The sequence below is a fragment of the Stenotrophomonas sp. STK17_22 genome, assembly GCF_051983905.1.
Taxonomy (GTDB): Bacteria; Pseudomonadota; Gammaproteobacteria; order Xanthomonadales; family Xanthomonadaceae; genus Stenotrophomonas; species Stenotrophomonas maltophilia_A.
This window is the reverse complement of record NZ_CP197010.1, coordinates 1,368,526-1,394,481: the sequence shown is the minus strand read 5'-3', so window position 1 is coordinate 1,394,481 and position 25,956 is coordinate 1,368,526. Positions and strand designations below refer to the sequence as shown.

The 25,956-nt window shown below is 67.8% G+C and carries 22 protein-coding genes; 13 read left to right on the top strand and 9 right to left on the bottom strand.

Going from position 1 to position 25,956, the window contains the following annotated elements; all coding sequences use genetic code 11:
* Window positions 1–89: 89 nt before the first annotated feature.
* The 4 genes from ACSYS9_RS06330 to creB all read right to left on the bottom strand — a co-directional run bounded on the left by ACSYS9_RS06330 (window position 90) and on the right by creB (window position 4,101).
* Window positions 90–500, bottom strand: coding sequence for a hypothetical protein (locus ACSYS9_RS06330; RefSeq protein WP_071228476.1), 411 nt, complete (start codon window positions 498–500; stop codon window positions 90–92).
* 10 nt (window positions 501–510) lie between these two features.
* A complete protein-coding gene (creD, locus tag ACSYS9_RS06325; RefSeq protein ID WP_032130265.1) occupies window positions 511–1,830 on the bottom strand; it encodes a cell envelope integrity protein CreD in 1,320 nt (439 codons plus the stop codon).
* Window positions 1,831–1,911: 81 nt separating this feature from the next.
* Entirely contained in the window at window positions 1,912–3,372 is a 1,461-nt protein-coding gene (gene creC / locus ACSYS9_RS06320) for a two-component system sensor histidine kinase CreC (RefSeq protein ID WP_071228477.1), read from the bottom strand.
* A 3-nt stretch (window positions 3,373–3,375) separates the two neighbouring features.
* Window positions 3,376–4,101, bottom strand: a complete 726-nt coding sequence (gene creB, locus ACSYS9_RS06315) for a two-component system response regulator CreB (protein WP_081352305.1) — start codon at window positions 4,099–4,101, stop codon at window positions 3,376–3,378.
* A gap of 35 nt (window positions 4,102–4,136) precedes the next feature.
* Between creB and ACSYS9_RS06310 the strand changes: the two genes are divergently transcribed.
* The 4 genes from ACSYS9_RS06310 (at window position 4,137) to ACSYS9_RS06295 (ending at window position 9,973) form a co-directional block, all read left to right on the top strand.
* A complete protein-coding gene (locus ACSYS9_RS06310) occupies window positions 4,137–4,994 on the top strand; it encodes a 23S rRNA (adenine(2030)-N(6))-methyltransferase RlmJ (protein ID WP_024958156.1) in 858 nt (285 codons plus the stop codon).
* A 95-nt stretch (window positions 4,995–5,089) separates the two neighbouring features.
* On the top strand, window positions 5,090–5,635 hold the full coding sequence (locus ACSYS9_RS06305) for a GNAT family N-acetyltransferase (protein ID WP_004150340.1): 546 nt from the start codon (window positions 5,090–5,092) through the stop codon (window positions 5,633–5,635).
* A gap of 209 nt (window positions 5,636–5,844) precedes the next feature.
* A complete protein-coding gene (gene mfd, locus ACSYS9_RS06300; RefSeq protein WP_071228478.1) occupies window positions 5,845–9,309 on the top strand; it encodes a transcription-repair coupling factor in 3,465 nt (1,154 codons plus the stop codon).
* Window positions 9,310–9,355: 46 nt separating this feature from the next.
* Complete coding sequence (locus ACSYS9_RS06295) at window positions 9,356–9,973, top strand: HD-GYP domain-containing protein (protein WP_032127517.1); 618 nt, start codon at window positions 9,356–9,358, stop codon at window positions 9,971–9,973.
* A 92-nt stretch (window positions 9,974–10,065) separates the two neighbouring features.
* On the opposite strand, the gene ACSYS9_RS06290 is transcribed toward ACSYS9_RS06295, so the two are convergent.
* Together ACSYS9_RS06290 and gpmA are read right to left on the bottom strand one after the other, a co-directional pair.
* On the bottom strand, window positions 10,066–12,159 hold the full coding sequence (locus tag ACSYS9_RS06290; protein ID WP_049424541.1) for a M13 family metallopeptidase: 2,094 nt from the start codon (window positions 12,157–12,159) through the stop codon (window positions 10,066–10,068).
* A 208-nt stretch (window positions 12,160–12,367) separates the two neighbouring features.
* The gene (gene gpmA / locus ACSYS9_RS06285; protein WP_004150217.1) at window positions 12,368–13,117 is read right to left on the bottom strand and encodes a 2,3-diphosphoglycerate-dependent phosphoglycerate mutase; all 750 of its coding nucleotides are present in this window, start codon (window positions 13,115–13,117) and stop codon (window positions 12,368–12,370) included.
* Window positions 13,118–13,211: 94 nt separating this feature from the next.
* Here gpmA and nfi point away from each other — a divergent pair, with 94 nt between their 5' ends.
* Complete coding sequence (gene nfi / locus ACSYS9_RS06280; protein ID WP_071228479.1) at window positions 13,212–13,886, top strand: deoxyribonuclease V; 675 nt, start codon at window positions 13,212–13,214, stop codon at window positions 13,884–13,886.
* 38 nt (window positions 13,887–13,924) lie between these two features.
* Here nfi and ACSYS9_RS06275 read toward each other — a convergent pair whose 3' ends face one another.
* The gene (locus ACSYS9_RS06275; RefSeq protein ID WP_071228480.1) at window positions 13,925–14,905 is read right to left on the bottom strand and encodes a cation diffusion facilitator family transporter; all 981 of its coding nucleotides are present in this window, start codon (window positions 14,903–14,905) and stop codon (window positions 13,925–13,927) included.
* 180 nt (window positions 14,906–15,085) lie between these two features.
* Window positions 15,086–17,335, bottom strand: coding sequence for a TonB-dependent siderophore receptor (locus ACSYS9_RS06270; RefSeq protein WP_032127522.1), 2,250 nt, complete (start codon window positions 17,333–17,335; stop codon window positions 15,086–15,088).
* A 289-nt stretch (window positions 17,336–17,624) separates the two neighbouring features.
* Here ACSYS9_RS06270 and ACSYS9_RS06265 point away from each other — a divergent pair, with 289 nt between their 5' ends.
* Entirely contained in the window at window positions 17,625–19,040 is a 1,416-nt protein-coding gene (locus ACSYS9_RS06265; RefSeq protein WP_049399641.1) for a GGDEF domain-containing protein, read from the top strand.
* A gap of 95 nt (window positions 19,041–19,135) precedes the next feature.
* Here ACSYS9_RS06265 and ACSYS9_RS06260 read toward each other — a convergent pair whose 3' ends face one another.
* Window positions 19,136–20,353: an MFS transporter gene (locus ACSYS9_RS06260; RefSeq protein ID WP_071228481.1), complete on the bottom strand. Its 1,218-nt coding sequence runs from the start codon at window positions 20,351–20,353 to the stop codon at window positions 19,136–19,138.
* Window positions 20,354–20,430: 77 nt separating this feature from the next.
* Here ACSYS9_RS06260 and ACSYS9_RS06255 point away from each other — a divergent pair, with 77 nt between their 5' ends.
* The 7 genes from ACSYS9_RS06255 (at window position 20,431) to ACSYS9_RS06225 (ending at window position 25,947) form a co-directional block, all read left to right on the top strand.
* Window positions 20,431–20,880, top strand: coding sequence for a winged helix-turn-helix transcriptional regulator (locus tag ACSYS9_RS06255; protein ID WP_071228482.1), 450 nt, complete (start codon window positions 20,431–20,433; stop codon window positions 20,878–20,880).
* Between the two features lie 73 nt (window positions 20,881–20,953).
* Window positions 20,954–22,081 (top strand): metallophosphoesterase, encoded by a 1,128-nt coding sequence (locus tag ACSYS9_RS06250; RefSeq protein WP_071228483.1) that lies wholly within the window; start codon window positions 20,954–20,956, stop codon window positions 22,079–22,081.
* A 134-nt stretch (window positions 22,082–22,215) separates the two neighbouring features.
* The gene (locus tag ACSYS9_RS06245; RefSeq protein ID WP_014646433.1) at window positions 22,216–22,899 is read left to right on the top strand and encodes a response regulator; all 684 of its coding nucleotides are present in this window, start codon (window positions 22,216–22,218) and stop codon (window positions 22,897–22,899) included.
* A complete protein-coding gene (locus ACSYS9_RS06240; RefSeq protein ID WP_005412674.1) occupies window positions 22,896–24,275 on the top strand; it encodes a sensor histidine kinase in 1,380 nt (459 codons plus the stop codon). Before ACSYS9_RS06245 ends, ACSYS9_RS06240 begins: the two co-directional genes overlap by 4 nt.
* 79 nt (window positions 24,276–24,354) lie before the next feature.
* On the top strand, window positions 24,355–25,191 hold the full coding sequence (locus ACSYS9_RS06235) for an alpha/beta hydrolase (protein ID WP_010483180.1): 837 nt from the start codon (window positions 24,355–24,357) through the stop codon (window positions 25,189–25,191).
* 1 nt (window position 25,192) lies between these two features.
* On the top strand, window positions 25,193–25,552 hold the full coding sequence (locus tag ACSYS9_RS06230; RefSeq protein WP_012479558.1) for an EamA family transporter: 360 nt from the start codon (window positions 25,193–25,195) through the stop codon (window positions 25,550–25,552).
* Complete coding sequence (locus tag ACSYS9_RS06225) at window positions 25,549–25,947, top strand: DMT family transporter (RefSeq protein WP_049424527.1); 399 nt, start codon at window positions 25,549–25,551, stop codon at window positions 25,945–25,947. Before ACSYS9_RS06230 ends, ACSYS9_RS06225 begins: the two co-directional genes overlap by 4 nt.
* Window positions 25,948–25,956: the final 9 nt, after the last annotated feature.

The following is a 25,956-nucleotide window of genomic DNA, read 5'->3' as shown; positions in this document are numbered from 1 at the left end:
GAGTCTAGCCAGCAGGGGCGCGCCGATACCGTCCCATCGGTCATGGACAGCGACAGTAGATCCAGGCCATGCGTGGATGAACAACCGAATCACCCACTCCATCCCAGCCACAACTGCGCTCGTTCCGGCAGCAGCAGCAACCAGTGCCGCCGGTCGATGCTGCTGCAGCCGTACACCGCCGCATGCGCGGGCCAGTCCTCGGGCAGGCCGCCGATGCCGATCTCGGCCAGCGCCTCCGCCCCGGCCTTCCATGGCCGGTAGCGCGGCACCCGGCCAGCCAGCGCGCCGCGTCCCTGCCGCGCGCCGTGCAGCCAGGCCAGTCCCTGGCCCTGCAATCCCTCGCAGGTCACCGCCGCCAGCTGGAAGCGGACCAGGCCGGGGGCGATCCGTGCCCCCGGCAGGGCCGCCAGCACGCCATGTGCCTGCAGCAGTGCATCCACTTCCAGCAGGGCCGGAATCCCCTGCCGTGCCCGTTGCCGCAACCCCTGGCGCCAGCCCATGGCGTACTCCTTACTTCAGTTCCGCGCCAAGCGCGTACCAGTCCACCCGGCGGGTCACCCACATCGCCAGCGCCAGGATCACGAACAGCAGCAGCGAACCCATCAGCAGTGCGTTGTTCTCCGACACCAGCAGGCCATACAGCGCGCCATACAACACGGTCAGCAGCGCAGCGAAGCCGAGGCCGCGCTTCCAGTGGCCCAGCACGTTGGCCAGGTACACCGCCTGCAGGCCGATACAGGCCACCGCCGAGACCAGATAGGCCTTCCAGAACGCGATGTGCTCGGACAGGCTGATCAGCAGCAGGAAGAAGATCGCCAGCGCCAGGCCCACCATGAGGTACTGCAGCGGATGGATGCGCAGCGACCTGATCAGCTCGAACAGGATGAAGCCGACGAAGGTGAGCAGCACGAACAGCACGCCGTATTTCGAGGCACGGTCGGCCTGGGTGTAGGCATCGACCGGATCAACCAGCGACACCGTCACCGCCTGCGACTCGACCGCACCATCATTGCGCAGCTGTCGCTGTGCATCGGAGGCCAGCGAAGACACCGCCCAGCGCGCATCGAAGCCCTGTGCGTCGACGCGACGTTCGTTGGGCAGGAAGGCGCCGCTGAACGACGGATGCGGCCAGCTCGAACGCAGTGCGATCTTGGTGTCATCGCCCACCGGCACCACCGACAGCATGCGGCTGCCATCCAGGCGCAGCTCGAGTTCGACGGTGCTGGCAGCCAGCGTGCCGCCCTGTTCCGCAGCAAAACCGGCCACCGGCGCATGCAGGCCTCGCCCCACCTCGCTGGCCGCACCAACCCCCGGCAGCAGGCGCAGCTGCTTGCCATCCACGCGCAGGTTCGGCGTACCGACCAGACCACGCACATCGGAAATGCCCACCGCCACATACGGCTGGCCGTAGCTGCGGCCGGCCTTCACCGGATAGTCGTCTGCAGCGAACGTCGCCTTCATCTGGCCGTTCCAGCTGTATACCGGCACCTTGAACAGGCCGACCTCACGCTGGCTCGGCAGCATCTCGCCGCCCACCTCCAGCGACGCTGGCATCTGCAGCCAGTGCCCCTCGGTGACCTGCACCTCGGTCTTCTTGACGCCCAGCGGGTCGACCAGTTCAACCTGCTTGCGTTCCACCCACGGCACCACCCGCACCGGGCCCACCAGCTGCTGTGCACCGGCGCGGCTGTCGGCCACCCGTGAGAAGGCCTCGTCGCGGTACGCGCTACGTTCGTTGATGACCCCGCGGATCATCGTCAGCGGCACCAGCAGCAGCAGGATCAGCCCGCCGACAATGGCGAACCGCAGCAGCATCTTCAGGGATTTCATGGTCCATCCTCGTTGGAGAGGGCTGCAGGATGGACCGCCGCAGTGAGCAGGGTTTGTGGCGAATTTGAAGCGAGTGTGAAGTCAGCGGCGCGGGCGCTGGCCCGGCGCACTCAACGGCAGCCGCAGGCTGGCCACGGTGCCGCCGCCCTCGCGGATATCCACGCTGGCGCGCCCATCATGCAGGCGCGCGACCTCCTGCACGAACGGCAGGCCCAGGCCGGAGCTGCGCCGCCCGCTGCCGGGCCGCGCCAGCGAATAGAAGCGCTCGAACACCCGCTCACGCGCGTAGTCGGGAATGCCGGCGCCACGATCGGCCACCTGCAGGCGCACGCCCTGCCCGTCCACCTCGGCCTGCAGCGCGACCTCCGCGCCGGCTGGCGAGAAGGCAATCGCGTTGTCGATCAGGTTGTGCAGTGCCTGCCGCAGCAGGTAGCCGTCGCCCTGCACCCGCAGGTCGGGCACGTTGCCGATGCGGACCTGCACGCCGGCCGCCTGCGCACGCACCTGCGCGGCGGCCGCTGCATCGGCCAGCAATGCCGGCAGCGCGATCGGATCGCGGGTCTGCAGCCAGCCGTGCTGTTCCACTTCGGCCAGCGCCAGCAGCTTGTCGATGGTCTCGGTCAGCCGCTCCTGCTGGTCGACGATGCTGCGCGCGAAATGCACGCGATCGGCTTCCGGCAGCGGCTCCTGCAGCAGCTCGGCGGCACCGCGGATCGCCGCCAGCGGGCTCTTCATCTCGTGCGTCAGCGACTGCACGTACTGCTCGACGTAGGCCTTGCCCTCCAGCTTGCGGCGCATCGTTTCCAGCGCCTGGCCGAGATCGCCGATCTCGTCGCGACGGCGCCGTGGTGGTGGCACCGGTTCGCCCGCGCTGACCGCGCGTGCATAGCGGCTGAGCTGGCCGAGGCCGGTGGTCAGCCACATCGTCACCAGCACGCCGACCAGCGCCGACAACCCGATCAGCCACGCACCGCGCTCGATGATGGCGCGCTGGCTGGCGGCGATGAACGGATCGATGCTGCGGTTCGGCTGGGCCAGGCTGAGCACGCCGATCAGCGTGCGGCCGTCGGCCGGGTCGTACACCGGCGCTGCCACATGCATCACCGTATCGCCTTCCTCGCCCGGAATCTCGGGGCTGGAACGTGCGCCGTACTCACCGCGCAGGGTGCGGTAGACATCATTCCAGCGCGAGTTGTCGCGGCCGAGATCACGGCCCAGCGAATCGTAGATGACGATGCCCTTGGCGTCGGTGATGGTCACCCGGTAATCCAGCGAGCGCTTGGGGAAACGCCAGACCATCGCCTTCAGGTCGCGCTGCCGCGCCTTGGCCAGGTTGCGGGTGAAGCTGCCGCTGCGGATGGTGCCGTCCTTGACGTCGGCGGCGGCCATCTCGGCCAGCACGTTGGCCGCATCGACCAGGGTCGATTCCATCGCCTGGCGCACACCGGGCTTCACCTCGTTGACGAACACGCGCATCACGAAGAACGCGGCGATGCCGGTGATCAGGAAGAAGCCGAGGAACAGCTTCAGCACCAGGCGCATCGGCTAGACCTCCAGCGCGTAGCCGAGGCCACGGTGGGTACGGATCGGATCGTCGCTGGCACCGGCCGCACGCAGCTTGGCGCGCAGCGTCTTGACGTGGGTATCGACGGTGCGGTCGGCACTGTCGGCACTGCTGTCCCAGCCCCGGTCCATCAGCTGGGCGCGGCTGAGGATGGCGCCGGGACGCTGCAGCAGCGCCTCCAGCAGTGCGTACTCGTAGCGGGTCAGGTCCAGCGCATGGCCGCGGAAGCGGATGCGCCGGCCCTCGCGGTCAATGGCGAACGCGCCATGCTCCTGCCAGCCCGCATCGGCGCTGGGCGCTGCGACGACCGGCGCCGCACGGCGCAGGCGCGCACGCACCCGTGCCACCAGTTCGCGCGGCGAGAACGGCTTGGTCATGTAGTCGTCGGCGCCCAGTTCCAGGCCGAGCACGCGGTCCACTTCGTCGTTGCGCGCGGTCAGGAAGATCACCGGCAGCTGCGCCGCCGGCCCGGCCTGCGCACGCAGCCGCCGGCAGACCTCGAAACCGCCCAGGTCCGGCAGGCCCACGTCCAGCACCACCACGTCGATATCTCCGTCCTGCAGCCGTTGCAGGGCCTCGCCGCCCAGCAGGCAGTGGCTGGCGGCATAGCCCTCGCTGCGCAGCGCATAGAGCACGGTTTCGGCGATGGCGGCTTCGTCCTCGACCAGCAGGACATGGGCAACGGGAGCTGTCATGGCGCGCAGCATAGCCGCTGCGGCCGCCGCCCCGTACACTGCCGCCCATGAACTATCGCCACGCCTTCCATGCCGGCAACCATGCCGATGTGCTCAAGCACATCGTGCAGCTGGCCCTGATCGACAGCTTCAAGCGCAAGGACAGCCCGTTCTTCGTGCTCGACACCCACGGCGGCGCCGGCCGCTACCTGCTGGCCAGCGAAGAGAGCCGCAAGACCCTCGAGGCTGAATCCGGGATCATGCGGCTGATGGCCCAGCCCAAGCTGCCCGAGGTGGTCGAGCGCTATCTGAAGGCGGTGCAGGCCGATAATCCGGTGGGCGCCCTGACCAACTACCCGGGATCGCCGCTGCTGAGCGCGCAGGCGATGCGCGCGCAGGACCGGATGGCGGTCTGTGAGCTGCAGGAAGCCGAAACGGCCACGCTGAAGGCTCTGTTCGCCCATGACAGCCGTGTCGACGTGCGGGCGGGCGATGGCTATGCGCTGCTGCGTTCGCTGCTGCCGCCGAAGTTCAACGGCAGCAAGATCGGCCGTGGCCTGGTCCTGATCGACCCGCCCTACGAGGCCCAGGACGCCGAATACCAGGCCGTTCTGGCCGCCCTGGCCGAAACCCTGGCGCGCTGGCCGCAGGCCACGTGTGCCGTCTGGTTCCCGATCAAGCAGCGCCGCACCATCCTGCACTTCCTGCGCAAGGCCACCGCCCTGCCGGTCAAGTCGGCGATGACGATCGAGTTCCTGGTGCGCCCGGACGACTCGCCGCTGCGCCTCAACGGCAGCGGCATGCTGCTGCTCAACCCGCCCTGGCAGTTCGACCGGGTGGTTGGCCCGGCCCTGCCGGCGCTGCGCCAGCACCTGGGCGAACCCGGGGCCAGCACCCGCCTGGATTGGCTCAAAGCCCCCGAATAACGGCCTTCACGAGGCTGTACCGCCGTGAGCCTTTCGTTCACGGAATGCAGCCCCGGTGATGCCACAATCGATGGACCACCAAGGAATCACCCGGTATGGCCACTCGCAACCGCATGCCGCCCTGGCATGAGATCTTCAAGGCTCCCAGCGGCCACGAGCTGCTGATCCGCCCCATCCGCCCGGAAGATGGCGCGCCGCTGCAAGCGGCGTTCAGCCTGTTCGGGCCGGAAGAAATCCGTGATCGTTTCCTGCAGGCGGTGACCGAGCTGTCGCCGGAAACCACCCAGCGCCTGACCCACCCGAATCCCAAGACCGAGATCACCCTGGTCGCTGCCGAATCCCTGCCCGCTGGCGAAGCGGTGGTCGGCGCGGTCGCCCGGGCCTCGATCATCCCCGGTACCCGTGAAGCCGAGTACGCGATCCTGATCAGCCGCTTCCTGATAGGCCAGGGCCTCGGCCGGCAGCTGATGCGCAAGTTGGTGAAGTGGGGCCGCGGCAAGTACCTGGACCGCCTGTACGGCGACGTTGCCGCCGAGAACGAGCCGATGAAGCAGCTGGCCGCCTCGCTGGGCTTCAAGCCGGTCCCGCACCCGACCGGTGCCGAAGGCCTGGTGCGGATGGTGCTGGAGCTGGACAACTGAAGGATGCGCCGGGCGTGCCCGGCGACGCATGCTTCAACAGTCGAGCAAGCTCGACTCTACGGGATGCGCCGGGCTCTGCCCGGCGACGTCTCCCGGTAGTGCCGGCCGCTGGCCGGCATTCCGCTACCCCAACGGCACATGAGGCTGCCGGCCAACGGCCGGCATGACCCACCGGGCTTCGATCGGGCTTCTGCTAAAATCCGGGGTCCATGTCGCGTACCTCATACCCCGCCCCGCCGCTGCCGCGCGCCGGCCAGCTCCGCGCCTGGTGGCGCGCCCCCGCATCGCCGACCGCCCTGGCCTGGTACCTGGCCCAGGCCGCGCGTGCGCACGACGCCCCGCTGCTGGTGATCGCCCGTGACAACCACGGTGCCAACCAGCTCGAAGCCGACCTGCAGACCCTGCTCGGCGGTGACCCGGCCCTGCCGGTGGTGGCCTTCCCGGACTGGGAAACCCTGCCCTACGACCGCTTCAGCCCGCATCCGGACATCATTTCTCAGCGACTGTCCGCCCTGCACCGCCTGCCCACGCTGAAGCGCGGCCTGGTGATCGTGCCGGTGCAGACCCTGCTGCAGCAGCTGGCCCCGCGCAGCTACGTGATCGGTGGCAGCTTCGACCTGAAGGTCGGCCAGCGCCTGGATCTGGAAGCCGAGAAGCGTCGCCTGGAAAGTGCTGGTTACCGCAACGTCCCGCAGGTGATGGACCCGGGTGACTTCGCTGTGCGCGGCGGCCTGCTCGATGTGTTCCCGATGGGCGCCGACGAGCCGCTGCGGGTGGAGCTGCTGGACGAGGACATCGACTCGATCCGTGCCTTCGACCCGGAAAGCCAGCGCTCGCTGGACAAGGTCGAGGCGGTGCACATGCTGCCGGGCCGCGAAGTACCGATGGACGAAGCCAGCATCGCCCGCGTGCTGGCCACGCTGCGCGAACGCTTCGATGTCGATACCCGGCGCAGCGCGCTGTACCAGGATCTGAAGTCCGGGCTGGCCCCGGCCGGCGTCGAGTACTACCTGCCGCTGTTCTTCGAACGCACCGCGACCCTGTTCGACTACCTGCCCGACGGCAGCCTGCCGGTGGTCTGCGCCGGTGCCGGCGAAGCCGCCGAGGCGTTCTGGGCGCAGACCGGCGAGCGTTACGAGCAGCGCCGCCACGATGTGGAACGGCCGCTGCTGCCGCCGTCGGCGCTGTATCTGTCGCCGGAACTGCTGCGCGAGCGTCTGAACGATGCCCCGCGCATCGAAGTGTGGTCGGCTGACCACGCGCGCATCTCCGATGCCCATGCGTTGGGCGACCAGCCGCTGCCGCCGCTGCCGGTGGCCGCGCGCGAGGCCCCCGCTGGCGACGCGCTGAAATCCTTCCTCGGCCATTATCCGGGCCGGGTGCTGATTGCCGCCGATTCGCCCGGGCGTCGCGAGGCGCTGCTGGAAGTGTTGCAGGCCGCCGAGCTGAAGCCGCCGGTGGTGGCCGACCTGCCCAGCTTCCTCGCCGACGATGCGCGCTTCGCGATCGCGGTGGCACCGCTGGAGGATGGCTTCGCACTGGACGATCCGCGCATCGCGGTGCTGACCGAGCGCCAGCTGTTCCCCGAGCGCGCCGGCAGCACCCGCCGCACGCGCCGTGCCGGCCGCGAGCCGGAAGCGATCATCCGCGACCTCGGCGAACTGACCGAAGGTGCGCCGATCGTGCACGAGGACCATGGCGTCGGCCGCTACCGCGGCCTGATTGCGATGGACGTCGGCGGCATGCCCGGCGAGTTCCTGGAAATCGAATATGCCAAGGGCGACCGCCTGTATGTGCCGGTCGCCCAGCTGCACCTGATCAGCCGCTACTCCGGTGCGTCGGCGGAAACCGCGCCACTGCATTCGCTCGGTGGCGAACAGTGGAGCAAGGCCAAGCGCAAGGCCGCCGAGAAGGTGCGCGACGTCGCCGCCGAGCTGCTGGAGATCCAGGCCCGCCGCCAGGCGCGTGCCGGCCTGGCGCTGCAGGTGGACCGCGCGATGTACGAGCCGTTCGCCGCCGGTTTCCCGTTCGAGGAAACCCCGGACCAGCTGGCCGCGATCGACGCAACCCTGCGCGACCTGGCCAGCAGCCAGCCAATGGACCGCGTGGTCTGCGGCGACGTCGGCTTCGGCAAGACAGAGGTGGCGGTGCGCGCCGCGTTCGCCGCCGCCAGTGCCGGCAAGCAGGTGGCCGTGCTGGTGCCGACCACGCTGCTGGCCGAACAGCATTACCGCAACTTCCGCGATCGCTTCGCCGATTACCCGCTGAAGGTCGAGGTGCTGTCGCGCTTCAAGACCACCAAGGAAATCAAGGCCGAGCTGGAAAAGGTCGCCGCCGGCACCATCGACGTCATCGTCGGTACCCATCGCCTGCTGCAGCCGGACGTGAAGTTCAAGGACCTGGGCATGGTCATCGTCGACGAGGAGCAGCGTTTCGGCGTACGCCAGAAGGAAGCGCTGAAGGCGCTTCGCGCCAACGTGCACCTGCTGACCCTGACCGCCACGCCGATTCCGCGCACGCTCAACATGGCCATGGCCGGCCTGCGCGACCTGTCGATCATCGCAACGCCGCCGCCGAACCGGCTGGCGGTGCAGACCTTCATCACCCAGTGGGACAACGCGCTGCTGCGCGAAGCCTTCCAGCGCGAGCTGGCGCGTGGTGGCCAGCTGTACTTCCTGCACAACGACGTGGAAAGCATCGGCCGCATGCAGCGCGAGCTGTCCGAGCTGGTGCCGGAGGCGCGCATCGGCATCGCCCACGGGCAGATGCCCGAGCGCGAGCTGGAAAAGGTGATGCTGGATTTCCAGAAGCAGCGCTTCAACGTGCTGCTGTCGACCACGATCATCGAGTCGGGCATCGACATCCCCAACGCCAATACCATCATCATCAACCGCGCCGATCGCTTCGGCCTGGCCCAGCTGCACCAGCTTCGTGGCCGCGTCGGTCGTTCGCACCACCGCGCCTACGCCTACCTGGTGGCACCTGATCGTCGTTCGATCACCCCGGATGCGGAAAAGCGCCTGGAAGCGATCGCGTCGATGGACGAGCTCGGTGCCGGCTTCACCCTGGCCACGCACGATCTGGAAATCCGCGGTGCCGGTGAACTGCTGGGCGAGGACCAGAGCGGGCAGATGGCCGAGGTTGGCTTCAGCCTGTACACCGAGCTGCTGGAGCGCGCGGTGCGCAGCATCAAGCAGGGCAAACTGCCCGACCTGGATGCCGGCGAGGAAGTGCGCGGTGCCGAGGTCGAGCTGCATGTGCCGGCGCTGATTCCGGAAGACTACCTGCCGGACGTGCACACCCGCCTGACCCTGTACAAGCGCATTTCCAGCGCGCGCGACAGTGATGCGCTGCGCGAACTGCAGGTGGAGATGATCGACCGCTTCGGCCTGCTGCCGGATGCGGCCAAGCACCTGTTCGCCATCGCCGAGCTGAAGCTGAAGGCCAACACCCTCGGCATCCGCAAGCTGGACCTGGGCGAGAACGGTGGCCGCATCGTGTTCGAGTCCAAGCCGAACATCGACCCGATGGCGGTGATCCAGCTGATCCAGAAACAACCCAATCTCTACGCCATGGAAGGGCCTGACAAGCTGCGCATCAAGCACCCGCTGCCGTTGCCGGAAGACCGCTTCAATGCGGCCCGCGCCCTTCTGACCACCCTCGCCCCGGGTTGATCGCCCCCCCGAACACCCCGCACCGGTCCCCACCCGGTGCGGGCGGATGACCATGTTTCCTGACGCCGTACCCGCCCCCGACCTGCTGCACGCACAGGCCTGCCTGATCGATGCCCTCTCGATGTCGCTGCAGATGCGCGACGCCTACACCCGCCACCACTGCGACCGCGTCGGACTGCTCGCGCAGCGCCTGGCCACGCACTGCGATCTCGATGACGATGCCTGCTCGCAGATCGGCCTGGCCGCGCGCTTCCATGACATCGGCAAGATCGGCATTCCCGACGATGTACTGCTGACACCGCGCCGGCACACCGACGAGGAACGCGCGATCATGCGCGAGCATCCGGTGCGCGGCGAACACATCTTCCTGGCCACCGGCCGCAGCGATGCAGCACCGGTCGCGCGGCTGATCCGCGCCCATCACGAAGCCTTCGATGGCAGCGGCTATCCCGACGGCCTGCGTGGCGAGAGCATTCCGCTGGGCTCACGCATCGTCACCGTTGCGGATGCCTACGATGCCATGACCAGCGTACGCCCCTACCGCGCGGCGATGGAACGCGAGACTGCGTTGCGCATCATCGACGAGCAGTCCGGCGGCCTGATCGATCCCTATGTGCTGCAGCGCTTCCATCGCATGCTGGCGCAGGAACCAGCGCTGGCCTGAGATCCGCCGGGCATGGCCCGGCGCTACCGATCAGACAAACAAAAGGCCCGGCATTCGCCGGGCCTTCTGCATCACGCATCACGGATGATCGATTACCAGATCACCACGCGCTTGTCGTCGGCACGCACCATCGCGTCGCCGGCCTTGCACTGGAACGCAGCGGCATACGACGGCATGTTCGACGGCGCGCCGTTGGCACGGAAGTTGGCCGGGGCATGCGGGTCGGTGTTCAGGCGCACACGCAGCTCACCATCGGTGAAGTTGCGGCGCCACACGGTGGCCCAGTTCATGAAGAAGCGCTGGTCCTGGCTGTGGCCGTCGACTTCCACGTTCGCCTTCGGGTCTTCCTTCAGCGCCATCTGCAGCGCGTCGTAGGCCACGGTCAAGCCGCCCAGGTCGCCGATGTTCTCGCCCAGGGTCAGCTTGCCCTTCACGAACACGCCCGGCACCGATTCATAGCCATCGAACTGCGCGACCAGCTGGTCGGTACGTTCGGTGAAGGCCTTGCGGTCGGCGTCGGTCCACCAGTTGTCGAAGTTGCCGTTGGCAGCGAACTGGCTGCCCGAGTCGTCGTAGCCGTGCATCATCTCGTGGCCGATGACCGCACCGATGCCGCCGTAGTTCAGCGCCGGATCGGCCTTGGCGTCGAAGAACGGCGCCTGCAGGATGGCGGCCGGGAACACGATCTCGTTCTTGGTGGCGTTGTAGTAGGCGTTGACGGTCTGCGGGGTCATGCCCCACTCGGTCTTGTCCACCGGCTTGCCGATCTTGTCCAGCATGTAGCGATAGTTGAACGCGCGCGCAGCCTGCATGTTGCCCAGGTAGCTGTCACCGTTGGTCTGCAGGCCCGTCCACTCACGCCACTTGTCCGGGTAGCCGATCTTCGGGGTGAAGCTGGCCCACTTCTCCAGCGCCTTCTTCCTGGTCTCTTCGCCCATCCACGGCAGCTGCTCCAGGCGCGCCTTCAGCGCCACCGAGAGGTTCTCCACCAGGTGCTGCATGGCCACCTTGGACTCGGCTGGGAACACGGCGTCGACGTACAGCTGGCCCAGGGCTTCACCCATGCCACCGTTGACCGACTCCAGCACGCGCTTCCAGCGCGGCTGCATTTCCTTCTGGCCACGCAGGGTGGTGCCATAGAAATCGAAGTTGGCCTTCTCGAACTGGCTGCTCAGGTACGGCGAGGCGTCGTCGATGGTGTGGAAGCGCAGATAGGCCTGCCAGGTGCTGGCCGGCACATCGGCGAGCATCTTGTCCATTTCACCGAAGAAGCCCGGCTGCGCCAGCGAGAACTTCTGCGCGGCCGGCACCTTCAGGGTGTCGAACAGCGCGGTCCAGCTGAAGTTCGGGGTCAGCTTGTCGGCGTCAGCCGCGCTGAGCGGGTTGTAGCGCTTGGCCGGGTCGCGCATTTCGATGCGCGACATCGAGGCCTTGGCCAGGCGGGTTTCGAAGGCCATCACGGCCTTGGCCTGCTCGGCGGCCTGCGCCGCGTCCGCGCCGGACAGGGTCAGCACCTGTGCGATGTAGGCCACGTAGGCGTCGCGGATCTTGGCCTGCGCGTCATCGAAGTAGTAGCCCTTCTCCGGCAGGCCCAGGCCGCCCTGGCCGACATAGGCGATGACGTTGGCCGAATCCTTGTAGTCGGCATTGGCGAACAGCGAGAACAGCACGCCCTTGCCCTCGGCCTGGCTGTCGCGCAGGTACTGGGTGATGGCGGCGGTGTCGTTCAGCGCGGTGATCTTGTCCAGCTGCGGCTGCAGCGGCGCCAGGCCGGCGGCTTCGATCTTGGCTTCATCGTTGCCGGTCTTCCAGATGTCGCCGATCTTGGCTTCCACCGAGCCGGCCTTGGCCTGGCTGGCCGCGGCCTGCTGCACCAGTGCGTGCTGCACTTCCAGCGAGCGCTCGCGCAGGATCTCGAAGCTGCCCCAGGTGGTCTGGTCGCCCGGCACCGGGTTGGCCTTCAGCCACTTGCTGTTGACGAAGCCGTTGAGGTCGGTACAGGCCGAGATGGACGGATCCAGGTCGGCGCTGTTGAGCGAGATCAGCGGCGTCTTGATCTGCGACAGGTCGAAGGCCGGCTTGGCGTCGGCGCTGGCCGCCGGCGCGGTTTCATTCTTGCCACAGGCCGCCAACGAGGCAGCGATGGCGATGGTCAGGCCCAGCGGGACCAGGTTGCGGACGTTCATGAGGCTCTCCTGCGGGTAATTTCACAGGGTAGCCGGGGAGGCCTGCGGTGGGACCGGCCAAAGGTCACAGGACGCGCTTATGTAGAGTCGAGCCATGCTCGACTGCTCTCCGTTCCGGGTTTATTGTCCTTGCGGCAAGAGGCCAACAGCAGTCGAGCATGGCTCGACTCTACAAAAAGCGAAGGCCGGCTTGCGCCGGCCTTCTGTTTTATTTCGCCTTGCCCTGGTTGGCCACGGCTTCAGCGGCCTTGCGCGCTGCTTCCGGGTCGCCCAGGTAGCGGAACGACTTGACCGTCAGGTCGTCGTTCAGTTCGAACAGCAGCGGGATGCCGGTCGGGATGTTCAGCTCGAGGATTTCCTCGCGCGAGACGTTGTTGAGGTACTTGTACAGCGCGCGCAGCGAATTGCCGTGGGCGGTGACCAGCACGGTCTTGCCGTCCTTCAGCTGCGGCGCGATGGCGTCGTGCCAGTACGGCAGCACGCGGTCCAGCGTGGTGGCCAGCGATTCGGTGCCCGGCAGCGCGTTGCGGTCCAGGCCAGCGTAGCGGCGGTCATGGATCGGGTGGCCCGGATCCTCCAGGTCCATGGCCGGCGGCGGGATATCGTACGAACGACGCCACACCTTGACCTGGTCCTCGCCGTGCTTGGCGGCGGTCTCGGCCTTGTCCAGGCCCTGCAGGCCGCCGTAATGGCGTTCGTTGAGGCGCCAGGACTTGTTCACCGGCAGCCAGTCCTGTTCCAGCTCGGCCAGGGCACCCTGCAGGGTGTGGATGGCGCGCTTGAGCACGGAGGTGTGGGCAACGTCGAACTGCAGGCCTTCCTCGCGCATCAGGCGACCCGCAGCGGCCGCTTCCCGGCGCCCCTGCTCGGTCAGGTCGACATCGACCCAGCCGGTGAAGCGGTTGTCCAGGTTCCACTGGCTCTGGCCATGGCGCAACAGTACGAGTTTACGGGTCACTGCAGGGTCTCCAACGCGAGGAAAGGCAGGCCGCCATTGTAGCCCCGGGCGCCGCTCACCGGGCCGTGGCACCGCGCATGCGATGCTGTGACCAATGAATACGGTGATCGACCCCGGGCGCTGGGAAGGCAGCGTCGCCGCGGCACGCAAGCAGCAGATCCAGCTGGCCGGCCGCGTGGAGCGCCAGGACCGCCTGCCACGCAACGTGCGCTGGCTGGCCGGGCTGGATGTCGGCTTCGAGGACGATGGCGCCATCACCCGCGCCGCGGCGGTACTGCTGGACGCAGAAACGCTGCAGCCCGTGGCACAGGAGATCGCGCGCATCCCCACGGTGATGCCCTATATCCCCGGCCTGCTCAGCTTCCGCGAGCTGCCGGCATTGCTGGCCGCACTCGCGCTGCTGCCACGCACGCCGGACCTGGTGTTCGTCGATGGCCATGGCATCAGCCACCCGCGCCGGCTGGGGGTGGCCGCTCACCTCGGTGTGGTCACCGACCTGCCAAGCATCGGCGTCGCCAAGTCGAAACTGGTGGGCCGGTTCGTCGAACCGGGCGCCGAGGCCGGTGCGCATACGCCGCTGCTGGATGGCGATGAGCAACTGGGCTGGGTGCTGCGCAGCAAGCTGCGCTGCAAACCGCTGTTCGTGGCCGGCGGCCATCGGGTCAGTGCGGATACCGCGCTGGACTGGGTACGGCGCACGCTGCGCGGTTACCGGCTGCCGGAGCCGACGCGGCAGGCGGACCGGCTGGCCTCGCGACGGGACGAATGACCGCACCGGGCATCACCCGGCACGGTCGTCATTCTCGATCAACGATGCACGTGACCGCGATGGCCCTGCGCGTCCTCGCCATGGTCGTGGCCTTCATGTCCCTCGTGCTCGCCGCTCTTCACCGGCGCCGGCTCACCACAGGCTTCGCCGCAGTGGTCCGCTTCGATCTGCAGTGTCACGTGCTCGATGCCGAAGTCATCGTGCAGGCGCCCGCCCAGATCACGACGCAGCGCATCGGCATCGGTGCCGTCGCGCATCACGATGTGCGCGGTCAGCGCCGGGGTGCTGGAGGCCAGCGCCCACACATGCAGGTCATGCACGTCCAGTACCGCAGCGTGGCCGGACAGGCTGTCGCGCACCTTGGCCACGTCCATGCCCTTGGGCACGCCTTCCAGCAGCACGTTGATCGCTTCGCGCATCAGCACATAGGTGCGCGGCAGTACCCACAGGCCGATCAGCACCGCCAGGATCGGGTCGATCGGCTTCCAGCCGGTCCACTTGATCAACAGCGCGCCAGCAATCACGGCCACCGAGCCGAGCATGTCTGCCCACACTTCCAGGTAGGCACCCTTCACGTTGAGGCTCTCGCCGCTGCCGGCCTGCAGCAGGCGCATCGAGATCAGGTTGATGACCAGGCCCGCCGCGGCAATCACCAGCATGCCCGACGAGGCAATCTCCTGCGGCTCGCGGAAACGTCCAATGGCCTCCCACAGGATATAGCCGGCGACCACGAACAGCATCGCGCCATTGATCATCGCGCCCAGCGCTTCCAGGCGTGCATAGCCGTAGGTGCGGCGCGCGTCCGGCGGGCGCCGGCTCAGCCGCACCGCGACCAGCGCGATCATCAGCGCTAAAGCGTCGGTAGCCATGTGCGCCGCGTCGGACAGCAGCGCCAGGCTGTTGGTCCAGAACGCGCCCACCACCTCGACGACGAGGAAGGTGGAGGTCAGGCCGAGCGCCCACCACAAGGGTTTCTCGTGGCGGATCTCGGATGGCAGGTGATCGTGGTCGTGGCCCATGGCAACAGCTCCTTTGCGATGGGAGGCAGGCTACGCCGGAGGGCGTTGGGAAACTATCACGGTGTTTATAACATTGCAGGCCACGCGGTCCCTCACCGGGCATGGCCCGGCGCTACCGGAGCGCGGCCGGCAACGCCAGGCCACGCCTGGCGGACGCAGCGGACCAACGTCCACCTGCGGTCAGAACCCGAAGCGCAGGCTGGCCCAGTACGCGCGGCCCGGCTCGTTGTAGGTCGCCGCGCCGGCATCGCTGCTGTTGGCCTCGCGGAACAGGCGCTTGTCGGCCAGGTTGTTGACGCCGAAACCGAAGCTGACCGTCTCGGTCACCTTGTAGCGCGCGCTCACGCCCCAGATGTTGTACGCACCACGGTCCTGCAGCGCGATCGACGGATCGCAGGTGCCGGTGCAGCGCGGATCATTGTTGATGTTGGTGGTGGCCGGCTTCTGCTTGCCGTAGAAGGTGCCGGTCAGCAGCACCGACAGCTTGTCGGTGGCCTGCCAGTCCAGCATCGTGTTGACGGTGTACTTCGGAATTACCGACAGCGGCTGGCCGGTGCTCTTGTTCTCGTTCTCCACCATGTAGGTGAAGTTGTTGCTCCACTTCAGGCGGTTGCCCTGCTCGCCCAGCAGCGGGACCACCAGGTTGCCTTCCAGACCCTGCACGATCGCCTTGGGTGCGTTCTCCCAGCGGAAGATGCGGCCCTTGGTGTCGGCGGTCAGCCCGATCTGGTTGTACCCGGCCTGGATCTTGTCCTTGTAGTCGTTGTGGAAGTAGGTCAACGACGCTTGCCAGCCGCTCTGCGGTGCCCACTCGATACCCAGTTCCTTGTTCAGGCTGGTTTCCGCCTTCAGGTCCGAGTTGCCGCGCATGTAGCAGCCGGCGCCCAGGCTCGGCAGTGCATTCGGGCAGCCATTGCCCCGGGTGTAATACAGATAGTCCGGATTCGACTGGTACAGGTTCGGCGCCTTGAATGCACGGGCGATACCGCCCTTCACCACCCAGTCGCTGTTGATGCGGAACTGCGCGTTGAGGCTGGGGCTGGTGTTGTTGCCGAACTGGCTGTGGTGGTCGAAGCGCAGGCCCGGGGTGACGATCCAGCGCTCGCCCAGGTAGATGTTGTCTTCCACGAACACGGCGGTGGTCTGCGCGTCGGACTTGCCGCGTGCGCGATCGGCCGACAGCCCCGGGATGCCGCCGCCGCTGCTGCTGGACTGGCTCATCGAGTACGGGTCGGTCAGGCGGCTGTCCAGGTATTCAAAGCCCAGCGTCCAGATGTTCTCGGCACCACCCAGCGTGGTCGGGAAACTGACTTCGCCGTCCAGCTGGTAGTTGCGCAGGCGCGAGGTCGACCAGTCGGTGCCGTTGAAGCTGCCCTCCGGGCCACCGGCCAGGCCTTCGTTGATGCGCGAGTTGTTCACCGCCTCCACTGCAGCCGTTACCCGCGAGGTCACATCACCCCAGCGGCCGCGATGGGTGATCGCGCCGGTGTTGCGGTACATGCGGTTGGTCTCGGCCTGCTGCTCGGCCAACGCCCCCAGATCGATCGGTGTCGAGGTACCGGTGGTGCTGACCGCGCGATCGCCAGCATAGATGTTGCCCTGGCGACTGGTGCCGGCTTCGAATTCGACCACCTGGTTGGCGGTCACGTCCCAGCGCAGCAGCGCGTTGACATCGCGGTTCTTGACGCCCTCGCGACCGGCCGGCGGCACCGCGTTCGGATTCGCCGCGAAGTCACGGTTGAGTTCCAGCGAATCGGCGTCGGTCTTGTTGAGATTGCCGTACAGGCGGAACGACAGGGTGTCGGTCATCGGCCCGCTCAGCTGCAGGCCGACGCGCTCGCTGCCGCCTTCGGCGCTGTGCTCGGGCACCAGGCCATACAGGTCGACCGCGCCGGTCAGGTCGCCGGTCGGGCGCTTGGTGATGATGTTGACCACGCCACCGGAAGCACCCGAGCCATAACGTGCCGCTGCAGGGCCGCGCAGCACCTCGATGCGCTCGATCATTTCCGCCGGCACCCAGTTGGTATCGCCGCGGGTATTGCGCTCACCGCTGCGGCCCATGCGCACCGCATCACGCGCACCGATGCGCTTGCCGTCGACCAGGATCAGGGTGTTTTCCGGGCCCATGCCACGCAGATCGATCTGGCGGTTGTTGCCGTACTGGCCCGAGGCACTGTTGCCGGTCAGGTTGACGCCGGGCATGGTGCGCAGCAGCTCGGCGATGTCGTTGGCCGGCGGGCGCCTGGCGATGTCCTCTGCGGTGATGGTGGAGGTACCCAGGGCCTGGCGCGCGATCTGCGAGGCGGTGACGTGCACCGTGTCGATATCGGTGGCGTCGGTTTCGGCGTGGGCGGTCAGAGCGCTGCCGGCCAGCAGGGCGGCAACGGCAAGCGCCAGCGGGCGCGGCGAAAGGACAACGGCAGGGGACATGATCAGGACCTTCTGGCAGGGCTACGGGGCCTCTGGCAAAGGGCTTGAGGCAACGACGAGGGGGAGGCGGAGCAGTCCTGCAGCAGGCACCTGCAGCCCGTTCCGTGCGCGCATTCTCCCATCAATGCGATTGATTCTCAAATGCGTTCACTCATTGCCGCAGCGGCGCCGATGTGGTTTGCGCACCGTGCAACCCTGCACCGCGCGTAAACTGGCCGGCTAACCCGCCATCAACCGTATGCCGCCGCGGCCGATACCCGTGGTTTGCCGTACGCAGTCAGAGATCGACGTGGAACCACCCCAATTGGACGATGCCAGCCAGCCGCTGGCCGAGGCCTGGCAGCAGTGTCTGCTGCAGGCCGGCCCTGCCGCCACCGCGCTGCTCAAGGCCGCTGCTACCGATGCCCCACCCGCGCTGGCCCAGCGCTTTTACGAAGTACTGCTGCAGGACACCCGTGCGCGCCGTTTCCTGTCCCACGACCAGGTCAAGCAGCGCCTGCAGCCGGCCATGCAGCGCTGGCTGGCGCAGCTGCTGACCACTGATGCCAGCGGCATCGCCAACACCGTGGCCTCGCAGCGGATCATCGGCGACGTGCACGCCCGCGTCGGCATTCCGGTCGACCTGGTTACCCGCGGTGCGCGCGTGCTCAAGCACGAACTGTTCGTGCGCCTGCGCGACGATGCACCGGACAGCGACACCGCATTTGCCGCCATCGACTGCCTCAGCGCGATCATGGACATCGCCATGGAAGGCATGACCCTGGCCTACACCCACGCGCGCGAGCGCTCCACCCGTGCCGACGCCGCCTACCGGCTGTTCTCGCTGGTACAGAACGTCGGTACCGAACGCGAGCGCCAGCGCGCACTGCTGCTGGACTGGGAAAACGCCCTGCTCTACGCGTTGGCCGGCCACGTGCAGGCCAGCGACAACGCCAGCCTGGCCACCTCGGAGTTCGGCCTGTGGTTCACTCACAAGGGCATCCCCAGCTTCGGCGAAAGCAGCGAAACGCAGCAGGTGGGCCAGTTGATGGCCCGCATTGATGGCCACCTGCAGCGCGCGAGCGGCGATGCTCCGGCGCAGCGACTGGCGGTGCTGCCGGCCATCCGCGAGGACCTGGCCGCCATCCGCACCCTGATGACACTGCTGTTCGAGCGCATCGGCGAACTGGATGCCGGCAGCGACGCGCTGACCAACCTGCTCAACCGTCGCTTCCTGCCCACCGTGCTGCGCCGGGAAATCGAGCTGGCCACACGCAACCGCACACCGTTCTCGCTGCTGCTGCTCGACCTGGATCATTTCAAGGCGATCAACGATGGCCACGGCCACGATGCCGGCGACCGCGCGTTGCAGCACGTCGCCGGCCTGCTCGGCCAGCTCACGCGCGGCAGCGACTACCTGTTCCGCTATGGCGGCGAAGAATTCGTGGTGGTACTGGTGGCTGCCAGCGAATCGCAGGCGACCGTGATCGCCGAGAGCCTGCGGCGGCAGATCGCACAGTCGCCGGTGGCACTGGCCAACGGCCAGGTGCTGGCACTGACCGCCAGCATCGGCGTGGCCGGCCACGACGGCCATCCGGACTACGAGCGGCTGATGGCCCGTGCCGACGCGGCAATGTACGAGGCCAAGCGCAGCGGCCGCAACCGCGTGGTGGTGGCCAGTGCGGACCTGCAGGAAGCCCCGGGACGGCGCGCACTGCAGCGATGACGGCAGGACAGGTAGAGTCGACCGCGGGTCGACTATCGCGCGCAGCGCGGGATTTTTCGCACGTTGGGTAAAGAGCAGTCGACTGACAGTCGACTCTACCGACAGCCGGCACTACCGATACGGCCGCCGGCCGCTGCTTTCACCGCCACCACCCGCCACGCTGCCCACCACAGCAGCGCCAGCAACGCGATGCCTGCACCCAGAAGACACACGGCAGGCCAGCCATGGCGCGCCTGCATCCACGGCCCGGCCGCTGCTCCGGCACCACTGCCCACCGCATAGAACAGCATGTACAAAGCCACCAGGCGTCCATGTTGTTCAGCCGGCGCGCGCAGCAGCAATGTCTGGTTTGATACGTGCAGTGCCTGCCCACCCAGGTCGAGCACAATCACGCCCAACAGCAGCAACGACAGCGACTGCGGCAGGCCCAGCAAGGGCCACCACGCAACCAGCATCAACAACAACGCACCGACGCTGACCGGATGCGCGAAACCACGGTCCATCCAGTGCCCTACCCGCGCCGCCAGCAGCGCACCGATCACCCCGGCCAGACCCAGTGCACCGATGGCGGCGGTCGACCAATGCAGCGGTGGCGCCGAGAGCGGCAAGGGTGCCGCCGCCCAGAACACATTGAGGCCGGCAAACAGCAGCAGTGCCAGCGGCCCACGCTCGCGCAGCGTTCGATCGCGGCGCAGCATGCCCAGCATCGAGCCCAGCAGCTCGCGCCAGCGTGGGGGAACCGACGGCACCGGTACTGCGGGCAGGCGCCGCCACAGCAGCGCCGCCACCCCCGCCATCACCATCGCTGACAACAGGTAGACCATCTGCCAGCCAAAGGCCGCCGCCACCGTACCGGACACCACGCGCGCCAGCAGCAGGCCGATGAACACGCCGCCCTGCACCACACCGACCACGCGACCGCGCTGCTCGGGCGGTGCCAGCATGGCGGTATAGGCGATCAGGCCCTGGGTCAGCGCCGTGCCCAGCAAGCCGGCCAGCAGCATGCCCGACAACAGCCAGCCCGCCGTGCGTGACGCTGCCAGCCACAGCAGCGCCAGCACCAATGCGATCAACTGCAGCCGCAGCAGGCGTCGCCGGTCACCACGGTCCGCCAGCGGCAGCAGGCCAAGCAACGCCAGCACGCTACCGGCCTGGGTAGCAGCCAGCACCGCGCCGGCCACGGCCCGGTCCAGCGCAAAGGCGCGTGCAAGCTGATCCAGCAGCGGCTGCGCGTAGTAGACGTTGGCAACGCTGGCACCTGCGGCAACCGCGAGCAGGACCAGCAGTGGGCGGGGAAGCGATGTGGCACTCATGACGTGGTTGCAATTTGAAACTCGATGCAGGCTATCGCCATTGGTTTTAAACTGCAACCACATCCGGAGGCCCCAGCATGCACGCCAACAGTCCCTGCCCCGTCGCCCGCAGCGCCGACCTGCTCGGCGACCGCTGGGCGTTGCTGGTCATCCGTGATGCCTTCGATGGCGTCACCCGCTTCGGTGATTTCCAGCGCAGCCTCGGCGCGGCCCGCAACATCCTCAGCGACCGCCTGCGCCGGCTGGTAGAGGCCGGCGTCCTGCAGCTGCAGCCGGCCTCCGATGGATCGGCCTACCAGGAATACGTGCTCACCCACGCCGGCCGGGAACTGTTCCCGCTGCTGGTCGCGCTGCGCCAGTGGGGTGAACGCCATCGCTTCGAGGCCGGTGAAGCCCATTCACAGCTGATCGAATCGGCGACGCGGCGGCCGCTGCCCTACATGCAGCCGCGCGGGCGCGACGGCCAGCCACTTCAGCCCAGCGCCACCCGCGTGCGCAAGCTCAGGGACGACGGGCGCGACACCTGATCCGCCCATTCGCGCACACCGACGAACATCCGCGCCGGTTAGCATCAGACCTTTCCGCCACTGGATGCCGCCGATGTCGCGCGATCGCCCTTCCCTGCTGACCGCCTTGCTGTTGCCGCTGCTGGCCTGCGCCACAGCAACCACGCAGGCCCGCGAGGTTGCCGCGCCCGCCGACCACGTGCAGGCCGATGGCCCCTATGTGTTCCGCCAGGGCGACCAGCTGCAGGCCAAATGGATCTGCGACGACAAGGTCGAGTCGCACACGCTTGCCACGCAGGCCGCAGGTACCGACATCGCCCCGCGCTGCGGCTACGAGCACACGGTGCACGTGGCTGCCCCGAATGCGCCTTCGGTTTCCGTGCTGCCGGCCGTGCCGCGCATCGTTGCGCTGTCCGACATCCATGGCCAGTACGGGTTGCTGGTGCGCCTGCTGCGCGCCCACCAGGTCATCGATGCCCAGGATCGCTGGGCGCTGGGCAAGGACACGCTGGTCATCGCCGGCGATGTGTTCGACCGCGGCCCGCAGGTGACCGAGGCCTTCTGGCTGCTGTATGGCCTGCAGCAGCAGGCGGCCGCCGCCGGCGGCGCGGTGCACTTCGTGCTCGGCAACCACGAAACCATGGTGCTGTACGACGACCTGCGCTACGTCAACCCGAAGTACCTGCGCAGCGCGCAGCTGCTCGGCCGCAGCTACCCGCAGCTGTACGGTGCCGATTCGGTGATCGGGCAGTGGCTGCGCACCCGCCCGGTGCTGCTGAAGATCGGCGACACCCTGTTCCTGCACGGCGGCATTTCGCCCGAGGCAGTGCAGCTGGCGCTGGACCCGGCGCGCACCAATGCGGCCTACCAGGCGTCGCTGGGGCTGCCCAAGGCCGAAGTAAAGGCCGACCCGGCCACCGCACCGCTGTATGACGGCAAGACCAGCCCGATCTGGTACCGCGGCTACTTCGATGGCCGCCTCGACACCGCGGGGGTGCAGACCGTACTCGACCGCCTGCAGCTCAAACGCATCGTGGTCGGCCACACCTCGATGCCACACGTCAGCAGCTTCCATGGCGACCGCGTGATCGCCATCGACAGCAGCATCAAGAACGGCGAGAACGGCGAACTGCTGTTCATCGAAAATGGCAGGCTCAGCCGTGGCCTGCTGGATGGCTCGCGGGTGCCGTTGGCGCCGGGTGAGCCGGGCCTGCAGGACTGAATGAAGGGACAGCGCGACGGCACCGGGCGGCGGCGGCGCGCTCCACCTTCACCCGGTTTGCGGCTACCCTCGGCAGCCGAGAGAGGCCCACCCCGTCCATCCGGTGGGCCTGACCGTTACAGGAGCCCCCGCGCATGCGCGTTCTGATTGCTGAAGACGACCCGGATATCGCCTCCGGCCTGTGCGCCTCGCTGCGCCGGCAGGGGCACGTGGTTGACCACGTCGACAACGGCGCGCACGCCGACGCGGCACTGGGCTCGACCCAGTACGCATTGCTGGTGCTGGACCTGGGCCTGCCTCAGCTGGATGGCCGCGATGTGCTGCAGCGCCTGCGTCAGCGCGGCGATGGCCTGGCGGTGCTGGTGGTGACCGCCCGCGACGGCCTGGCCGAGCGCGTGCGCGTGCTCGACCTGGGCGCCGATGACTACCTGGTCAAGCCGTTCGCGCTGGACGAGTTCGAAGCGCGCGTGCGTGCGCAGCTGCGGCGGGTCACCAGCAATGGCAACCCGGACCTGCGCATCGGCCGCCTGCGTATCGATCTGGCCGGGCACCGGGTGTGGATCGACGACCAGTCGCTGGAACTGACCGCGCGCGAGTTCGGCCTGCTGTCGGCACTGGCGGTACGCGCCGAGCGCATCGTGTCGCGCGCGCAACTGGTGGAAGCGCTGTGCGACTGGGGCCAGGACCTCACCGATAACGGCCTGGACATCGCCCTGCACCGCCTGCGCCGCAAGCTGCAGCCCGGCGGCATGGGCATCCGCACCGTGCGCGGGCTGGGCTACATGCTGGAAGACGCGCAGGACGACAGCGCCCCGTGATCAGTGGACCACCCAGCCTGCGCCGGCGCCTGCTCGCCTTCCTGGCGTTGCCGATGCTGGGCCTGCTCACCTTCAACACGATCCTGGCCTACTACGTTGCGCTGGACTATTCCAACCGCATCCACGACCGCAACCTGATCGACGACACGCATTCGTTCGCGCAGATGCTGAGCACCATGCCGGTGACCAGCGACCTGTCTCCGCAGGCGCGCTTCCTGATCGAGTACGACCCCGACGGCCATCGCTACTTCAACGTCGACAGCAGCCGCATGGGTACGCTCAGCGGCAATGCAGACTTCAGCCCGTACGCCCCTTCGCAGGACTGCACCGGCGTGCATCCGGCGCTGTACGACGGCAACCTCAATGGCCAGCAGGTGCGCATGGCCACCGTCTGCACGCAGGCGATGAACGATCCGCAGGACCAGCTGGCGGTGACCGTGGCCGAGAGCATGGCTGACCGCCGGCAGCGTGCGCGCGAGATCCTGATGATCATCATCCCGCTGATGACCATGCTGGCGCTGGGTACCGCAGCGCTGGTCTGGTTCGGCGTGACCTATGGCCTGCGTATCCTGACCCCGCTGAGGACCCGCCTGGCCCAGCGCCGCGGCGAACTGGCGCCGATCTCCGATGCCGACGTGCCCGAGGAGATCCAGCCACTGATCAGCACCATCGATGATCTGTTTGCCCGCCAGGCGGAAATGATCACCCTGCAGAACCGTTTCATCGCCGATGCCGCGCACCAGCTGCGTTCGCCGCTGGCGGGCATGGCCCTGCATGTGGACCAGGCACTGGCACATGGCGACCCCGATACAGTGCGCGAGGCGCTGCAGCACATCCGCCGGCTCAACCAACGCACCGCCCGGGTCAGCACCCAGCTGCTGGCACTGAGCCGGGCGCAGACCGTGCCCGATACCGTGGAGGCACTGGACCTGTGCGAGCTGGTACCGCAGTGGGTCGGCATGCGCGTACCGGAGGCGATCCGCGATGGCATCGATCTGGGCTACCGCGGCAGTCCCCATCCGCTGCGTGTACTGGGCAACGGCGCCATGCTGCAGGAAGCGCTGGACAACCTGATCGACAACGCCCTGCGTTATGCCGGCCGCAATGCAACCGTCACGGTGGGCGTGCACGCGCTGGACGACAATGATGTCGAACTGTATGTGGAAGACAACGGCCCTGGTGTGCCCGACGACGTGATGCCACGGCTGGGCGAGCGCTTCTTCCGGGCGCCGGGCACCGCTGCCAGCGGCACCGGCCTCGGCTTGGCCATCGCGCACGAGGCGGTGGAGCACTTCGGCGGCCGCCTGAGCTTCCTGAACCGCCCAGGTGGCGGACTGAAGGTCGCCATCACGCTGCCGCTGCTGAAGGCGCCCTGACCCGGCCCGGGGCGCTGAAAGGCTGGCGAAAATCGCGCTTGCGATCCTGCCATCCCCACTGCCGTCCCGGAGCCGCCAGGTGACCGAATCGCACGACTTCTTCCTCCCCGGTGGCCCACAGGGCGTGCTGCTGGTCCATGGCCTGACCGGCACCCCGGCGGAAATGCGCATGCTGGGCAAAGGGCTGAACAACGCCGGTTTCACCGTGCACGGCGTGCAGCTGCCCGGCCATTGCGGCAGCGTGGATGACCTGCTGGCGACCACCTGGGAACAGTGGTACCAGGGCGTGGAAGATGCGGCGGCAACCCTGCGCGGCAAGGTCGACCAGCTGTTCGTCGGCGGCCTGTCGATGGGCGCGGTGCTGTCGCTGGCACTGGCTGCACGTCGCCCCGAGTGGGTGTCCGGGGTCGGCGTATACGGCGCCACCTTCCGCTATGACGGCTGGAACATCCCCGCCGTGGCCCGCTTCTCGTTCCTGCTGCCGTGGTTCAAGCGCTTCAACATCGGCCGCGACCGCATGTTCATGGAAGAACCGCCGTACGGCCTGCGTGACGAGCGCCTGCGTGCACAGGTCAGTGCCGCCATGCTGTCCGGCGACAGCGCCGCCGCCGGCCTGCCGGGCAACCCCTGGCACGCCCTGGCCGAAATGCGCGCGCTGAGCAACTGGACCCGCCGCCACCTGCACCAGGTCACCGCGCCGTGCCTGGTGATGCACGCCCGCGAGGACGACGTGGCCAGCATGGGCAACGCCGAGCTGGTGATGTCGCGGGTCAGCGGCCCGAAGGAACTGGTGGTGCTGGAAGACAGTTACCACATGATCACCATCGACCGCGAACGCCGCGATGTGATCCGCCGCAGCGCGCGCTTCTTCACCGAAATCGGTGAACGCACGGGCGTGCTCAAGGCGGTGGCCTGACATGGGGGCACTTGCCACGCTGCTGTGGCTGGCCAATGTCGTGCTCGATACCGGTGGCCAGCTCGCCTTCAAGGCCGCCGCCAGCGATCCGCAGGAGGGTGAAGGACTGCAGCGCTGGAAACACATGCTCAGCCGTCCCTGGCTGTGGATCGGCATCGCCTGCTACGTGCTTGAGTTCGTCGCCTGGATCGCGTTCCTGTCGCTGGTGCCGCTGTCCAAGGGCGTGCTGCTGGGCTCGATCAACATCGTCGCGCTGATGATCGCCGGCCGTTTCCTGTTCCGCGAGAAACTCACGCCGCTGCGGGTGACCGGCATGCTGCTGGTCACCGCCGGGGTAGCCGTGGTGGGGGCCGGCTCATGAGGCGCCTGTATGTGATCGGCTTCCCGCTGCTGATGGCGTTCGACACGCTGGCCCAGCTGTGCTTCAAGTACGCCGGTGACGCCGCGTTGCCGGTCGAGGCCAACACCGCCTGGCTGCTGCGCGTGCTGTCGCAGCCGTGGGTTTACGGCGCCATCCTCGGCTACGTGGGTGCATTCTTCACCTGGATGAGCCTGCTGCGCCATGCGCCGATCGGTCCCGCCTTTGCTGCCTCGCACCTGGAAGTGATCAGCGTGCTGCTGCTGTCGGCGTGGCTGTTGAACGAGCCGCTGACCCTGCACCATCTGCTCGGTGCGGTACTGATCGTGGCCGGCATCGTCTGCCTCGGCCGCGCCGAGGCGGACGACCCGCACAGCCCTGCCGAAACCACGACGTGAGCACGCTGC